The following is a 15,724-nucleotide window of genomic DNA, read 5'->3' as shown; positions in this document are numbered from 1 at the left end:
CGGGGCCCGAGGAAATCGGTGGACCACAGCGGTGCGGCGATGAGAGCGTGAACCGCATGAGCCTCTTCGACGTCACCGACGCCCTCTCGCTCGCCACCCGGCACGACCTGCACCTCTCGGCGGACGGCGTGACGGTGAACGAAGCCGGACTTGATTACCGCGTCGTCATCGCCCCCGACGACACCGGGCAACAGTGGGTCCTGCGCATCCCGCGCCGACCCGACGTCGCGGCGACAACGGCCGACGAATTGCGGATCCTCGATCTGGTCGGGCCCGTCCTCGCCGAGGACGGCATCGCGGTGCCCCGCTGGGAGATCCACACTTCTGATCTCATCGCCTACCGCGCTCTGCCCGGCGCGCCGGGACTCACCCTGAACGACGCCGCTGAACCCGTCTGGCACATGGACCCCGCCGACCCCGGCTACGCCGAGCGGCTGGGACGGCTGCTGGCACGTCTGCACTCGATCGACGCGGAACGCGCAGGTGCGGCCGGAGTCGAAGTGCGCACCCCCGACCGGGCACGCCAGGCATGGCAGGACGACATCGCGCGGGTGTGTGACGCTTTCACCGTCGCGTCTACTCTCGGCGACGCATGGAAGGTCTGGCTCGACGACGACAGTTGCTGGCCCGACTACACGGTCATGACACACGGTGAGATCTATCCCGCGCATGTCCTGCTCGACGAGGACGGTGTCGTCACGGGTGTTCTGGATTGGACCACGGCACGCGTGGACGATCCCGCGCGCGACCTTGCGAGCCAGTACGGGGCTGCGGGGGAGGACATGCTCCGGGTCACCCTCGCGGCTTACGGAGCAGCGGGCGGACGCGTCCACGACGGGATGGCGGCCCAGGCGAAGTACCTGTGGGAGGCTGCTCCCATCGGGTACGCCCTCTTCGCATTGAGCACCGGAGAGGAACCCGACCTCGCAACAGCAGCGGCGATGCTCGATCCGCAGGACTGAACCGCCATGCGAGGAGCTCGGACAGCCTCACGACCCGTGGATCGGGTCGGGCACCGACGTGTGATCGTGCTCGGCCTGCGACAGCGTTCCGCTCCGGTCGTCGGAAGTATCCGGTGTCGTATCGAGCCGGTCGATCGTGTCGAGCGTGTCGTCCAGCCAGGTCAACCACGTCTCTTCCAGGACGATGCCGAGCCGGAGCACGAGGTGCTGCAGGGTGCTCCGCGCATCGCCCCGGGCCTCGGCGAAGTCGCGTTGCTCGATGGCCCGATACTGCTCGAGCAACGCCGTCCGATACACGCGTTGATGTTCCAGCGCCGGACGTGCGGAGTCGGGATCGTCCAGCGCCGCGGCCGCGCGCAGGCGGACGGAGACACTGGACCGCACCACGTCCGGATCCTCGCTCTCGGAGATCCAGCCGCGCAGCAGCCGGCGCCCGTCGGCTGTGATGGTGAACCGCCGGGGCTGGCCTCGGCCGGGTTTGCCGTCCGTCGGGACCTCGCGGATCAGGTCGCCCGCCCGCATCCGGTCGAGTTCGCGGTAGATCTGCTGGTGGGTCGCCGGCCAGAAGTAACCGATCGACCGGTCGAAGCGCCGCGCCAGTTCCAGTCCGGTGCTGTCGCGCTCGACCAGCGCGGTGAGGATGGCGAACCTGAGTGACATCGGGCCAGCCTAGGCCACGCTATCCGGCGTCGATCGCGACGACCCGACGACGTTCGAGCGAGGTCCAGGCCTGCTCGTATTCGTCCCGGAGCCGCTGGACGAGCTCGCGGACGTCGACGACGGACTCGATCGCACCGATGCCCTGACCTGCTCCCCAGATGTCGCGCCAGGCCTTGGCGTCGGTGCTGCCACCGGAGCCGAAGTTCATCGCGGAAGGATCCGACTCGGGGAGGTTGTCGGGGTCGAGGCCGGCGGCGGCGATGCTTCCTCGCAGGTAGTTACCGTGCACGCCGGTGAACAGGTTGCTGTAGACGATGTCCTTGGCGGTGCTGTCGACAATCATGTGCTTGTAGGCATCGGGGTTGCGGGCTTCTCCGGTCGCGAGGAACGCCGTGCCTGCGTACGCGAGGTCGGCGCCGGCTGCCTGCGCGGCGAGGATGGAGCGGCCGTGCGCGATGGATCCCGACAGCAGCAGGGGGCCGTCGAACCACCGGCGGATTTCCTGGAGCAACGCGAACGGCGACTGCACACCGGCGTGTCCTCCTGCTCCCGCGGCGACGGCGACGATTCCGTCCGCGCCCTTGTCGATCGCCTTCCGGGCGAACTCGTTGGAGATCACGTCGTGGAGAACGATGCCGCCGTAGGAATGCACGGCCTCGTTGACCTCCTCCCGCGCCCCCAAGGAGGTGATCACGATCGGCACCCGGTGCTCGACGATGACCTCGAGGTCTTGCTCGAGCCGCTCGTTGGAGCGGTGCACGATCTGGTTGACGGCGAACGGCGCGACGTACTGCTCGGGATGGCGTGTGGCGTAGTCGGCGTTGCTCTCGGTGATCTGCTGCAGCCAGTCGGCGAGCGTCGACTGGGGGCGGGCGTTGAGTGCCGGGAACGATCCGATGACACCGGCCTGGCATTGGGCGGACACCAGTTCCGGCCCCGATGCGATGAACATCGGGGAAGCGACCAGGGGCACGCTCAGTGGGCCGGACAGGATCGGTGGCAGCGTCATGATGTGGCTCCTTCTTGTCTCTGCGCGGTCATCCGACACCAGCCTATGTGCAACAAAGTGCAAAAAACAATGGGGCGACTTCGATCAGGTTGGGACAGGTGTATTTCGACTGAAACTGCGGTATGCACTCATGTGCACCGAGATCGGCCGCTCATGGGCACCGAGCGGCGCCGCTCAGTGTGTGGATCCCAGCGGCGGCGTGTACGGGGTGTCCTCATCGTGGTCGACTCCACGAGCGGAGCGGCTCAGCAACACTGCGAGCATGCACCGGTGGATGTTCTCCACCTGCTGTTGCGCCGCGGACGTGCCCAGCAGGACCCCGAGGTCCGGCACCAGGTTGATCGCCGCGTACATGAGGAAACGGGCATCCGCCGCGGACAGGTCCTCGCAGATCGCCTGCAGGTGGGACGACCACTGCTCCACATTGGCGCGCTGGCGCAGTCGAAGATCGGCGCGGGACGCCTCGGGGACGTTGACGAGCTCGGCGAAGTACACCGACATCAGTTCCCGTTGGGAGAACGACAGGTCGACGTAGATCGAGACCAGTGACCGCAGCGCATCCTCCGGATCGGACGTCGTGGCCGTCCCGGCAGCCACGGCTGTCTCGAGTCGATCGGCGGCTCGGTGGAAGGCCGCAGCAAGGATGTCGGCCTTCGACACGAAATAACGGTAGATCCCGGAGGCGGGAAGGCCGACCGTGGCAGCGATATCCTCGACCGCGACCTCGTTGTAGCCCCGTTGGTGGAACAACACGATCGCCGAGCGCAGCAGGTTCTCCCGCATGTTGTCCTGCCCGCGACGATCCGTGCCGACGGCAGGCCTCGGCGGGGCGGGAGCATGGGAGAACCGTGTCTCGGCGAGCGCGGTGCACGCATCGAGCAGCAGTTGCTCCATGTACCGCGGGGGCAGCGTCAGATTGTGCACGGTGATACTGCCGATGGTACTGAGCATCGCCGCGACGAGCACGAACGCGTCGTCGTCGGGCAGATCCGGCCGGTTCCGCTGCAGTGTGCGACGGATGCGGGCATTGACCGCCCAGGACCGTTCCCGGATGGCGGGCCGGTCCTCCTTCCGGAGATATCGGCGTTCCCATCGGTAGATCCCGGCCGAGCGACGCTGCTCGACGGTCACCGCGACGATCGCGGACACCTGGGCGCGGAGGGTCTCGCGTGGATCGCACGCGGGATCGTCGGGCACGGAGTCGAGCGCGCCTTCGAGGGATTCGATCAACATGAGCGCCGAGTTCAGGAACAGTGCATACTTCCCCGGAAAGTGCCGGTACAACGCGGATTTCGTTACACCGACCTCGGTGGCGATGTCCTCGACACTGACGCCGTGGTAGCCGCGCTCGGCGAAGGCGACGGCTGCGACGGCAGCGATCCGTGCACGACGATCCTTCGGGCGGGTTCGTCGTCCGGGTTCCGGGGACGTCTTGCCGACCACGCGTGTTCGCCTCACTGACTCTGGATGTCGTTCGCGGAGGATCGGTGTCACTCCGGCGGGGATTCTCGACCCGTTCTGCGAGAAGAGTACACATCGGCGCGGTACCGATCCATCCGAGCGGCCCGCCTCCCACCGCGATCGGTGGCCGGGGAAAGATATCGACCCGGGCCGGCCCGAGACTTCGGAAGGCTCGGAATCAACGTTCACAAATATCGGACGTTCCTGATAACCTCCCCGGCGGTCGTGCCTGCGGGCCGGTTCGATCGATCCTGATCCGGTCCGGACCGGGACCGTGTTCTCCGCTCTTTCTTCCATCCGTCGAGGAGGGCTCCGCCATGCTTGCCATCGCCCGCACGATCCTGTCCTACGAGATGACCGTCGCCGAGTTCATCGGCCTCGTCATCCTCGTTGCCATCCCATACGGCCTGGTGGGGGTGATCTGGACCCTCACCCACACCTCGCACCTCGGCGCCATGGACGGAGTGGATCTGGTGATCTCGTTCCTCGGATCGATCGTGTGCTGGCCGGTCCTCATCTTCTCCGACGTGTGCATGACCTGAGCGTCGGAATGGTTGTTCACTTAGCTCTTGTCCGGGACGGGCTGGGTGTGGCACACTTCACGCGCTCGGACCGTGCCGCGCTCCGCCACCGGCCGGACAGTTCCACTCGGCGCCGACGGGCGGTTCTCCGGCGCCGACATCCATGGGGGATCGATGAAGGGATCCGGTAGATGACCTACGAGTTGCCGAACTCGCGTGGCCCCGTCAAGGACGTCGCGACGGAAGGTGGCTATCTCATCGGCTTCGCCGTCCAATCGCTGGTGGTCCTCGCGGCCGCGGTGCTCCGGAGGCGACTTTCGTTGCACGAGACGGTCACTCAGACACTCTTCATCGGAAGGGTGTGCACCGGGCCGTCCCTGCTGCTGATGGTCCCGGTGGGAGTGTTCATCGCGGTGTCCGTCGGCGAACTCGCCGGCCGGATCGGTGCGGGTGGTTACTCGGGCGCCGTCGTCGCGTTCATCATCGTCGGCCAGGCCTCGGCCCTGGTCTGTGCGCTCATGCTCGCCGGTGTGGCCGGCTCGGCGATCTGTACCGACCTCGGCTCACGCAAGATCCGCGAGGAGATCGACGCCATGGAGGTGATGGGTCTCGACATCCTCGAGCGTCTCGTCGCTCCGCGGTTGGTCGGTGCCGTCGTCGTGTCGTTGGCGCTGTGCTCGATGGTCACCGTCGGTGGTGTCGCCGCGTGCTGGCTCTATCACATCTACGTGCAACATCTGCCTGCCGGCACATTCATGGCGACCTTCGCCGAATACGGCCGTCCAGCCGACTTCGTCATGGCCCTCGTGAAATCCGCGGTCTTCGGGTTGCTCGCCGCCCTGGTCGCGACGTTCAAAGGTCTGCACACCAAGGGTGGGCCGCGGGGCGTGGCCGACGCGGTGAACGAAGCCGTCGTCATCGCCTTCGCGCTCGTGTTCATCGTCAACACCGCACTGTCGGCGCTGTACACGGTGATCGTCCCGGCAGTGGGTGAGTTCCGATGAGCACCGATGTCCGTCTGCAGGCCACACGGCTCGCACAACCGATCCGGCAGACCGGCGACAACCTTGCCACACTCGGAATGCACGTCACCTTCTACTGCCGCACCCTGGCGTCGATTCCCTACGCGCTCACCAGATTCCGCAAGCACGTTGTCGCGCAGATCAGTGAGGTCAGCTTCGGCACGCAGTCGCTGCTCTCCGGCGGCGGCACGATCGGCATCGTCTTCGCGATGTCGCTCGCCGCGGCCATGATGCTCGGCGTCGAGACCCAGCGCGGACTCGAACTCGTCGGGATGACCACGATGTCGGGCATGCTCTCCGCGGTGGCCAACACCCGCGAACTGGCACCGGTCGTCGTCGCCATCGCGCTGTCGGCGAAGGTGGGCGTCGGCTTCACCGCCCAGATCGGGGCGATGCGCATCTCCGACGAGATCGATGCCCTCGACTCGATGGCCATCAAGTCGATCCCGTTCCTGTCCGCCACCCGCACCATCGCCGCGATGGTCTGCGTGATCCCGATCTACATGATCGGCCTACTGGCCAGCTACCTGTCCACCCGACTGGTCGTGGTGGTGTTCAACGGTGCATCCGCCGGTACCTACGACTATTTCTTCCACCTCGTGCTCACCCCGCAGGACCTGCTGTACTCCGGAATCAAGGCCATGGTCTTCGCGATGGTCGTCAGCCTGGTGCACTGCGCTTACGGCTATTACGCCTCGGGCGGACCCGCCGGCGTGGGTGCCGCTGCGGGGCGGGCGCTGCGCACGGCGATCCTGTCCATCGGTGTGCTCGACGTGCTCCTGACCTTCGCGCTGTGGGGACTGGTTCCCGAAATTCCTGGTATGGGGGTGTGATTCGTGGATCGTCCCAGTTCACGTGAGCGACTGAACTATCTGGTTCGCGGTGCCCTGGCCTTCGCCGTCGGTATCGGGGTCGCGGCGACGATGGTGCTGCGTGGCACCGGCACCTTCGACCGGACCGACGACATCTTCGTCGAGGTGCCCTCCGCCGTGGGTCTGGTCAACGCCGGAGCGCCTGTCCGGTATCTCGGTGTCGACGTCGGCCGCATCGCCTCGATGGAGGCCGGCGCCACCGAATCGCGGGTGCGACTGGCGATCGACGTCGAGGTCTCCCGCACGATCCCGTCCGACGTCCTGGCCCGCGTGGTGCCCCGCACCTTCTTCGGCGACATCTACGTCGAGTTGGTCACCACCGATCCGGCCGATGGCGGTGCGGCCCAGGGCGGCGCCGCGACCACCGAAGCGGCGGCTCTCGCCGACATCGACAGGATCGCCGTCGACACCGGGCCCGAGGCCGTCGCGATGTACGACGTGTTCACCCGGATGGCGAGTGTGCTCGAACAGATGCAGCCGCAGGAGATGGCCAAGGCTCTCGACGCGCTCGGGCGCGCCCTGGACGGCAACGGCGAGACGATCGGACGCACCATCGACCGGCTCGCCGCGACCACCGACCAGCTCACTCCGTCGCTCAACGGGCTCATCGACGTGACACCGCACTTCGTCACGGTCATGGAATCCCTCCAGTCCGCGACCCCGGACATGATGGGCGTGCTCTCCGCCGCGACCGAAGTCTCCCGGGCCATCGTCGAACACCGCGACGACCTGGCCGACTCGATGGGTGCGGCCACCCTGCTCGCTGCCTCCGTCGACGGATTCGCCGGCCCCCGACTGGACACGATGATCACGGTCACCGACTCGCTCGGCACGATCCTCGCGACCACCGGCACCAACCCGGACGGCCTCTACGCCACCCTCGCGAACGCGGAGACCTTCGGCGCCGCGGGTGCCCGGGTCTTCGGCAGCGGCCGGTTCGACATCACCGCCGTCCCGACCTTCGCCGGCCCACTGCCCTACACCGCCGTGGATTGCCCGAGCTACGGGTCCCTCACCGGCGCGAACTGCAACAGCCCTGGTAACGGCACCTACAGTGCCGCGAAGCCGGTGATCGACGCGGCCGCCGAGGCCGGTCCCCTGCAACTTCTGGAACAGCAGCTACGCGGTGAGCCCGCCGCGGCGCCGGCCGAACAGGACAGGGCGGAACCGACCGGCCCACACGCCGCGGTCACGGCGCTGCTCGCCCCCCTCTTCCGCGGAAGCGAGGTACGGATTCCGTGAAACTGACACGACTTCAGGTCTCGACCCTGGTCGGCTACTGCACCATCGGCGTCGTCTGCGGCGCCCTCGTCTACAACGCGCTGGCCGTGCCGGTGCGGGGTGCGAGCGACAACTATGTCCTCGAGTTCACCGATGTAGAAGGGCTCAACCCCGGAAATCCCGTGACCTTGTCCGGGGTGCGGGTGGGCCGGGTCGACGCGGTCGACGTCGCCGACACCGACGACGGTCGCGCGCTCGCCCGCGTCACCGTCGAGGTCGAACGCGGCCGCACCCTCCCGAAGGACGTCGAGGCGTCCGTCCGGTACGGCGACATGCTCGGCGCCCGCTATGTGGCCCTGACGCTGCCCGAGGCGGGGGTCCCCGCCGGATCCGACGGCACCGAGGTGCTCGAACCGGGAAGCGTGGTGCCCGTTTCGCAGACCACCCCGCCCATCGACCTCACCGCGCTGATGAACGGCTTCCGGCCCCTGTTCGAGTCGTTGCCTCCGCAGGAGGTGAACGTCCTCGCCCGGAACGTGGTCGACACCTTCAACGGCCGCGGCGACGCGGTCGCCCGATTCCTCGACCGGGTGGCGGTGCTGTCGACGCAGCTCGGCGACCGCGAACACATCCTCGGAGAGGTCACCACCAACATGAACCGCATCCTCGGTTCACTCGACAACCGGCACGAGGAACTGCGCGACCTCACCGACGGGCTGGCCGCGCTGAGCGCGTCGGTGGTAGGGGACGGCCGACAACTCGCCTCCTTCCTCGACACCGGTGCGCAGAGCGTGTCCGCACTGGCGGACACCATCGCCGACTCTCAGGGCGCCTTTACCCGCAGCCTCCAGCAGTTCGGCGCCGTCACCGACCAGTGGATCGCATCGACACCCGAGTTCGAGCGCATGCTGGCCGGCCTGCCCGCCTTCGCCGACAACATCAACCACACGGGGCAGTACGGCAGCTTCATCAGTCTCTATCTCTGCAATTTCACCCTGAAAGCAGGCGACGCGGAAGTGAACATCTTCGGCCCGACCCATTCGCCGGTGTGCTCATGATGACCCTCACCCGAATCATCGATCTGCTCGTACGTTTCGTCACCGCGCTCGGTGGCGGCATCGGTCGCGTGCCCCAGGTCGCGGCCTGGACTGTCGTCGTCGTGGTGGCCGTCGCCGGTGTCTCGCTCGTCGCGGTGGGCATCACCTACATCGACGATCTCGTCCACGTCCTCGAGGGCAACGCAGCCTCGGTTGCCGGAGGAGGCGCGATCACCCGATGATGTTCCTCGTCAAGCTCATCGACATCTTCGTCGGTGCCCTCGAATTCCTGTTCGGCGGTGGCCGACGGCAGAACACCACCCATATGCCGCTCGTGCTCGGCACCATCGGGATCTTCGTCCTCGTCGTCGGACTCGGTGCCGCCGTGGGACTTCCGCGGGTGTGGTATCAGGTGCGCACCGAGCCGTATTCCGCCGAGTTCGCCAACGCCGCCGGACTCGCCACCGGCGACCCCGTCTATGTCGCGGGTGTGCCGGCCGGGCGCGTGGAAGGCATCCGTCTCGCCGGCACACACGTCGATGTCGAGTTCCGCCTCGACAAGCAGCGCGCCGTCGGAAACACCTCCACGGCGTCGGTCCGGCTCGAAACCGTTCTCGGCAAGCGGTATCTCGACCTCCGGCCCGCCGGCGTCGACGACGGATCGAACCGGATCCCGCTGGCCCGCACCACCGTTCCCTACTCGCTCGACGAGATCGGGGCCGGAGCCGACACGGTCGCCGAGGACCTCGACCTTGTCGCGATGACCGAGATGATGAGCACCCTGTCGCAGGTGATGCCCCGGGAGAGCGACGAGCTCGACCGTGCCCTCACCGGGATCAGCGCCGCCTCGACGGCGTTCTCGCGGCACGGTGAGCAGTTCGACCAGCTCCTCGACACCGCCCGGAAACTGTCGGAGATGGCGGTCGACCAGCAGGACACCCTGGTGCAGAACGCGGTCGACGCCCGCACCCTCGTACAGACCCTCGTCGTCCGCAAGGACACGCTCACCCGCCTCGTCGAGAATCTGCGAGTCGTCATCGCGAGCCTGTCGGAGACGCTCACCGCCAACCGCGCGGACGCCGACCGGCTCGTCACCAACCTGGTGGAGGTCTCCGGGACCCTCCAGCACAACGCCGACCAGATCGGCTTGCTCATGGACCGCCTGCCGCCGGCCCTGCGAACCGTCACCGACGCCACCGGCAACGGCTCCTGGGCGGACGTCGTCACCCCGGCCACGGTCCTTCCCGACAATCTTCTCTGCGCGATCGGAGTGATGCAGGAATGCCGGTGACCTCGACACCGACCGGGAGTACGCGACGGAAGAAGATCGTCGCAGCGACGCTGGTCGTACTGCTCCTGATCGCACTGCCCGCTTGGTACGTCTTCGGCCGCACCGATCGCAGCCACACCGTCCACGCCGACTTCGAATACGTCAACGGCATCTACGTGGGCAGTACCGTCGCGGTGCTCGGCGTGAAGGTCGGCACCGTCACCGATATCGAGCCGCAGGGCACCTCGGTGCGGGTGACGATGACCGTTCCGGACGAGGTGACACTGCCCGAGGACGTCTCCGCCTACGTGATGAGCCCCGCCATCATCAGCGAACGCTACGTCGAACTCGGCCCCGCCTACGACGGTGGCCCGAGCTTTTCCGACGGCGGGGTGATCCCGAAGGACCGCAGCCACTCGCCGATCGACATCGACAATATGCTCGACAGCCTGTCCACGATCATCGAGACGATGGGACCGGACAACGCCGACCTCGGCGCCGTCCTCACCAGCGGAGCCGAGGTGTGGGAGGGGCGGGGCGCGGCCTTCCACGACGCCATCGCCGATCTCGCTGCGGCCACGGGCGTCGTCGGGGCATCCAGCGAGGACTTCGCATTGCTCGTCGAGAACCTGTCGGCACTGCTGCGCGCCCTCGACGAACGGTCGGTGGGTCTCGACAGCATGGTCACCGATCTCAGTACGCTCGCTGCGGTCTGGGAGGAGAGCGATCTCGACGTCACCGAGCCCTTGCAGCAACTGCAGGTCGTGTTCGACGAGGTCGACACCTTCGTCGCACAGCACCAGGAGAGCTTCGGTGCGATCTCCGACAATCTGCAGGTCATCGGAGGCACCCTCGGCGAGAACCCGCAGGGCCTGGCCGAGTTCATGGACCTCGTCCCACTGATGATGGAGAACCTGACCAACACCATCGGCCCGGACGGCCGCGGTCGCATCCGTCTGAACATCTCGACCGCGCTGACGCAGTTTGCGGTCGCGGCTCCGTTGTGTGCGGAGCACCCGCTCCCGTTGTGCACGGGAGCCGGCTTCACCAATCCGATCTCCTTTCCGATCAGCGCCTCGGATCCGCTCGGCATCGTCAGCGCTATCACCGGTGGACAACCAGGAGGCAACCCGTGAGCACAGCTTCTGCAGCGTCACCGCGCCGGTCCGTGACGCGGGGTCTGGCGCTCGTGGGTGCCGCTCTCACCTGCGCGACAGTGATGTCCGCCTGCGGCTACGGCATCCAGGATCTGCCCGTCGGACGCTCCATCGGTGGTGGCGACTTCGAGGTCACCGTGCAACTGCCGTCCGCCGATGGCCTGGTCCTCGGCGCCGACGTGCGCTACGGCCAGCAGATCGTCGGCCGCGTCGCCGGACTCGACACCGCCCGAGGGGGCGCCGACGTGCGGGTCTCCCTCGAGCAGGACCTCGAGGTCCCCTCCGATGTCCTCGTCTCCGTCGAGATCCCGTCCGCGCTCGGCAGCCCGTACCTGCGGCTCGTCCCGCCACCGAACCCGAGTTCGACGCTGCTCGCCGACGGGGACGTCGTATCCGAGCAGAAGGTCGAACTCGGCCCCCGGGTCGAGACCATGCTCGCCGCGCTCGGCAACGTCGTCAGCGGCAGCGGCCTGACCCAACTCGAAACGGTCGTGCGCGAGCTCAACGTCGCGTTCACCGGCCGATCCGAGAGTGTCCGGTCCCTCGCCGACACCGCCACCGAGATGATGACCCGCGCGATCGACGAACAAACCGCCTTCGACCAGGCGATGACGCTCGCCGCCGACGTCACCCGCCGGATGGTCGAGGAGGAGGAGATGTTCGACCGCTATCTCGTCGAGACCGCCGGCGCCGTCGACGTGCTGGTGGCCCAGCGCGAGAGCATGACATCGTTGCTCGACGCCACTACCCGCTTGGCGGCGAACGTCAACGAGTTGACCGCCGCCATCCCGGACGGGGCGGGCGGACTGTTGCGCGACGCCGACACGATCACTGCCACGCTCGCATCCTTCAACGACCGCATCGGCACCACCCTCGCCAACATGAACGCGTTCATGGCTGCCTTCGACAGCTCCGTCCGCGGCGACTACCTGGTGTTCGACGGTGCCCTGGAGATCCCCGAGAGTCTCGACACGATCTTCACCGGCGGCTATTTCACCGGTGACTTCACCGAAGTCGACGAAGCCTCGGCGCCGCCCTCGCTGGAAGAACTGCTCGGAGGAGAGCGATGAAGAAGATCGTTGTCGTCCAGTTGGTCCTGTTCGTCATCACGGCCCTCACCGTCGTGCCCTACGGCATCTACTACATCGTCGGACCCACCGGCGTCGGCGACCGCATCAACATCCACGCCACGGTCGACAACGCCCTCGGTGTCGGTGAGGGCACGGTCGTGACCTATCGCGGTGTCCAAGCGGGCATGGTCACCGGTATCGGAATCGATCCCGACACCCGCCGGGCGCGCATCGACTTCGCGCTCGACGGCGAGACTCGCATCCCCGCCGACTCCTACGCCAAGATCACCCAGGGCACCATGGCGGGCATGCTCAACGTCGACATCTTCCCGCGTGTCGACCACGGCCCCTATCTCGCCGACGGCGACGAGATCGCGATGCCCGCCGACGAACAGCCCACCCAGATCTCCGAAACACTCGCCCACACCGCCGATCTCCTCGAAACCATCGACCCCGCAGTGATCTCGACGGTCGGTCATGAACTCGGCAGCGCCTTCGAAGGACTCGGACCCGACCTGGCCCGTCTCGTCACCGACGCCGACCGGATCTCCGCGCAGCTCGCCGAGGATGCACCCGCCGTCGCAGAACTGCTCGACCGCGCGGCCGGACTGACGGGCACCATGGCCGAGAACTCCACCGAATTCGTCGACGGGATGGCGTCGGCGCGGACCGTTGCCGAATCCCTGCAGGCCAACGAGGATCGCATCGCCTCGATGATGGCCACCGGCCCCGACGCGATGCGCCGCGCCGACGAGACCCTCGCCGCGAACCAGGAGTCGTTCTCCGCGGTGCTTGCCAATCTCGGCGCCGTCGGCCCGGTGATCTCCGATCGGTCCGCTGCGCTGCGCACCGGCCTGGTCGCGATTCCTCGCGGCCTGGCGGCGCTCGAATCGATCGTGCACGGCGACCGCGCGGACTTCGCCCTGATCGCCACGCAGGGGCCGGCCTGCTACTACGACAACCCTCGCCGCGCTCTCGGCGACACGTCCCCGATCGAACCGAACCTCTCCTATTACTGCCCGCCGGGCCAGGACCTCGAGCAGCGCGGTTCCCGCAACGCACCCCGACCCAGCGACCTAGGACTCGGGGGCTCCACCCCGGGAACGGTGATCGGACCGCCGGTCGTCGCCGATCCCATCCTCATCCCGAGCGGCACCGAACTTCTCTACTTCTGGAAGAGTCTGCTGGAAGGCAATACCGATGGCACACGATGACGCCGGCACGGCAATCCTCGGCGAGGCCCCGGTCGCGGAACCGGCAACCCGTGAACAACGCTCGTCGAAATCCCGAGCGTTGGCGGTCGCGCTGATCGTCTCGATCGCCACCCTGGTCGCGGCGCTGGCCACACTCGTCGTGGTCCTCGTAGAGCAGCGCACCGACGAACAGGCCGCGCAGGACGCCGTGGCACTGGCACGCGAGTACGCCGTGGTGATGTCGACCTTCGACTACCAGAACCTCGACGCCAACCGCGAGCGGATCGCGGAGATGTCCACGCCGGCCTTCGCCGAGCGCTACGGATCGATGGTCGACGCGCTGCGCGAACTCGTCACCGAGGGGCAGGGGAGTGCCGAAGCGCAGGCGCTGCGCGCGGCCGCCGAGCACACCGACGGCGACACCGCCACGGTGCTCGTGTTCGCCGACCAGAACGCGACGAACGTCTCGACGCCCGACGGGGGCACCTCGCGCTTCCGCATGGTCTTCTCCCTGGTTCGCGCGGATGACCGTTGGCTCGTCGACAACGTCGAAACACTCTGACCCACACCACGAGGAGACACGCGATGCCCACTCCCTATCTCGACGACCTGGACCGGGAACCGGTACTGAACTCGCGCCGGACCCGCATCACCATCACGAGCGGACCCAACCGGTGGAGTCGCAAGCAGCACAAGGTCTCCGACGCCGTCGACTTCTGGTCCTTCGCCGGTGCGGCCGCGAACGTCATCATGCAGCTCGGCTGGCCCGAAGTTGCGTACGGCGTCATGGAGAGCAAGGTCGAGTCCGGCTCGCTGGTCAAACACCCGTGGAAGCGCGCTCGCACCACCGCCACCTACCTCGCCGTGGCAATCCTCGGCAACGACGACGACCGCAAGGCCTACCGCGAGGCCGTCAACGGCGCCCACCGGTTCGTGCGCTCCGACGAGAACAGCCCCGTCAAGTACAACGCGTTCAACCGCGAACTGCAGCTGTGGGTGGCGGCCTGCCTGTACATCGGCATCGAGGACATGTACCAGTTGCTGCACGGCAAGCTCGACGACGAGCAGCTCGAGGCGTTCTACCGCACCGGATCCACCCTCGGCACGACCCTGCAGGTGACCGAGGACATGTGGCCGGCGACGCGGGCCGACTTCGACAGGTACTGGAACATCGCGTGCGAGCGGGTCGTCTTCGACGAGACCACCAAGGCGTACCTGATGGACCTGGTGAACCTGAAGATGATCAACTGGCCGATGCGTCTGATGTTCCGGAACCTGTTGCGCTTCCTCACCATCGGGAGCCTGCCCCCCATCTTCCGGGAGGGTCTGGATCTGGAATGGAGCGAAGCCGACCGTCGACGCTACGAGCATCTGTTCGTGTTCGTCTCGTTCGTCAACAGGTTCATTCCGCGCTTCCTGCGACACGGTGGAAGCGAAGCGCTCGTCGCCGATCTACGTCGCCGCGTCAGATCCGGTCGCGATCTGATCTGACCTGCACATGACGGTTCCCGACACCGACATCGACCCGGATGGGCTGTTGCGGCGCTACCTGCACGACCGCCGTTTCCTGCTCGCCCTGCCTCGGGCGGTAGCACTGCAGATGCTGCATCCGGCAATCGCGGCGGGCATGGACCATTCGCGGACGCCGCGCAGGCTCTGGTTGCACAAACGCCGGACCGTGCCCGTCCTCGTCCGTGCCGCCTACGACGATCGGCACATCCACCCGATCGTCCGGTTCGCGCACGAGGACGTGAAGGGAACGGACGATCTCGGTCGTCGGTACCACGCGCTCGACCCGGATGTCTTCTTCTTCCAGCACGCCACCTACGTCGACACACTCGTCGCGATGATCGACGGCTTCGCCCGGCGACTCGAGGAGTCGGAGAAGGAAGCGCTCTACCGGGACTGCTGTGCGTGGTACCGGCGCTACGGCATCTCGGATCGGCGGATGCCGCAGGACTGGGCGGAGTTCACCGATTATTTCGACGACGCCTGCACCTCGCTCCTGGTGCGCACCCCCAGCGGCGACCGCTACCGCGACCAGATCCTGCGGCCTCGCGACTGGGTCCAGCGCGGGGTTCCGGCCCGGGTCGTGCGCGCTCTGCTGCACCCGGCGGCGCGCACGCTGTGGGAGGTCGAGGTCGGTGCCGCCGACCGACGCGCCCTGACCGCATACGCGATGTACCGGCGGCTTCGTCGCGGACCGACCACGCGGTAGTACACCGCATTCATCACAGACAGCAGAACGCTCATCCGACACGACAGTCGG

The 15,724-nt window shown here is 67.2% G+C and carries 17 protein-coding genes; 14 read left to right on the top strand and 3 right to left on the bottom strand.

What is annotated here, in order from left to right; translation table 11 throughout:
• Positions 1-56 precede the first annotated feature (56 nt).
• Positions 57-962, top strand: a complete 906-nt coding sequence (locus GON09_RS05740) for a macrolide 2'-phosphotransferase (RefSeq protein WP_213930978.1) — start codon at positions 57-59, stop codon at positions 960-962.
• A 27-nt stretch (positions 963-989) separates the two neighbouring features.
• Here the strand turns inward: GON09_RS05740 and GON09_RS05735 are convergent, their stop codons facing one another.
• The 3 genes from GON09_RS05735 to GON09_RS05725 all read right to left on the bottom strand — a co-directional run bounded on the left by GON09_RS05735 (position 990) and on the right by GON09_RS05725 (position 4,089).
• Entirely contained in the window at positions 990-1,622 is a 633-nt protein-coding gene (locus GON09_RS05735; RefSeq protein ID WP_213930977.1) for a PadR family transcriptional regulator, read from the bottom strand.
• Positions 1,623-1,641: 19 nt separating this feature from the next.
• Positions 1,642-2,631: an NAD(P)H-dependent flavin oxidoreductase gene (locus GON09_RS05730; RefSeq protein ID WP_213930976.1), complete on the bottom strand. Its 990-nt coding sequence runs from the start codon at positions 2,629-2,631 to the stop codon at positions 1,642-1,644.
• 174 nt (positions 2,632-2,805) lie between these two features.
• Positions 2,806-4,089 (bottom strand): TetR/AcrR family transcriptional regulator, encoded by a 1,284-nt coding sequence (locus tag GON09_RS05725; protein ID WP_213930975.1) that lies wholly within the window; start codon positions 4,087-4,089, stop codon positions 2,806-2,808.
• A 320-nt stretch (positions 4,090-4,409) separates the two neighbouring features.
• On the opposite strand from GON09_RS05725, the gene GON09_RS05720 reads away from it, so the two are divergent.
• From GON09_RS05720 to GON09_RS05660, 13 genes are all read left to right on the top strand, one after another.
• On the top strand, positions 4,410-4,634 hold the full coding sequence (locus GON09_RS05720; RefSeq protein WP_213930974.1) for a hypothetical protein: 225 nt from the start codon (positions 4,410-4,412) through the stop codon (positions 4,632-4,634).
• A 170-nt stretch (positions 4,635-4,804) separates the two neighbouring features.
• Positions 4,805-5,617 carry an MlaE family ABC transporter permease gene (locus tag GON09_RS05715; protein ID WP_213930973.1) on the top strand — a complete coding sequence of 271 codons (813 nt, stop codon included), beginning with the start codon at positions 4,805-4,807 and terminating at the stop codon, positions 5,615-5,617.
• Positions 5,614-6,468, top strand: a complete 855-nt coding sequence (locus GON09_RS05710; RefSeq protein ID WP_213930972.1) for an MlaE family ABC transporter permease — start codon at positions 5,614-5,616, stop codon at positions 6,466-6,468. Before GON09_RS05715 ends, GON09_RS05710 begins: the two co-directional genes overlap by 4 nt.
• 3 nt (positions 6,469-6,471) lie before the next feature.
• The gene (locus GON09_RS05705) at positions 6,472-7,749 is read left to right on the top strand and encodes an MCE family protein (RefSeq protein ID WP_307854324.1); all 1,278 of its coding nucleotides are present in this window, start codon (positions 6,472-6,474) and stop codon (positions 7,747-7,749) included.
• Positions 7,746-8,786 (top strand): MCE family protein, encoded by a 1,041-nt coding sequence (locus tag GON09_RS05700; RefSeq protein ID WP_213930971.1) that lies wholly within the window; start codon positions 7,746-7,748, stop codon positions 8,784-8,786. Before GON09_RS05705 ends, GON09_RS05700 begins: the two co-directional genes overlap by 4 nt.
• Positions 8,786-9,007: a hypothetical protein gene (locus tag GON09_RS05695; RefSeq protein ID WP_213930970.1), complete on the top strand. Its 222-nt coding sequence runs from the start codon at positions 8,786-8,788 to the stop codon at positions 9,005-9,007. Before GON09_RS05700 ends, GON09_RS05695 begins: the two co-directional genes overlap by 1 nt.
• The gene (locus GON09_RS05690) at positions 9,004-10,056 is read left to right on the top strand and encodes an MCE family protein (protein WP_307854323.1); all 1,053 of its coding nucleotides are present in this window, start codon (positions 9,004-9,006) and stop codon (positions 10,054-10,056) included. Before GON09_RS05695 ends, GON09_RS05690 begins: the two co-directional genes overlap by 4 nt.
• Positions 10,047-11,171 (top strand): MCE family protein, encoded by a 1,125-nt coding sequence (locus tag GON09_RS05685; protein ID WP_213930969.1) that lies wholly within the window; start codon positions 10,047-10,049, stop codon positions 11,169-11,171. The genes GON09_RS05690 and GON09_RS05685 overlap by 10 nt, the downstream gene beginning before the upstream one ends.
• Complete coding sequence (locus GON09_RS05680) at positions 11,168-12,262, top strand: MlaD family protein (protein ID WP_213930968.1); 1,095 nt, start codon at positions 11,168-11,170, stop codon at positions 12,260-12,262. The genes GON09_RS05685 and GON09_RS05680 overlap by 4 nt, the downstream gene beginning before the upstream one ends.
• Positions 12,259-13,476, top strand: coding sequence for an MlaD family protein (locus GON09_RS05675; RefSeq protein WP_213930967.1), 1,218 nt, complete (start codon positions 12,259-12,261; stop codon positions 13,474-13,476). Before GON09_RS05680 ends, GON09_RS05675 begins: the two co-directional genes overlap by 4 nt.
• Positions 13,463-14,017, top strand: coding sequence for a mce associated protein mas1a (locus tag GON09_RS05670; protein WP_213930966.1), 555 nt, complete (start codon positions 13,463-13,465; stop codon positions 14,015-14,017). The genes GON09_RS05675 and GON09_RS05670 overlap by 14 nt, the downstream gene beginning before the upstream one ends.
• Positions 14,018-14,040: 23 nt before the next feature.
• Positions 14,041-14,946, top strand: a complete 906-nt coding sequence (locus GON09_RS05665) for an oxygenase MpaB family protein (protein WP_213930965.1) — start codon at positions 14,041-14,043, stop codon at positions 14,944-14,946.
• Positions 14,947-14,953: 7 nt separating this feature from the next.
• Positions 14,954-15,673 carry an oxygenase MpaB family protein gene (locus tag GON09_RS05660; protein ID WP_213930964.1) on the top strand — a complete coding sequence of 240 codons (720 nt, stop codon included), beginning with the start codon at positions 14,954-14,956 and terminating at the stop codon, positions 15,671-15,673.
• The last annotated feature ends 51 nt before the right edge of the window (positions 15,674-15,724 follow it).

Origin of the sequence: Rhodococcus sp. B50 (assembly GCF_013602415.1) — a bacterium.
Classification (GTDB): domain Bacteria; phylum Actinomycetota; class Actinomycetes; order Mycobacteriales; family Mycobacteriaceae; genus Rhodococcus.
The sequence above is the reverse complement of the archived record's forward strand: the minus strand, read 5'-3'. Positions and strand labels throughout refer to the sequence as shown.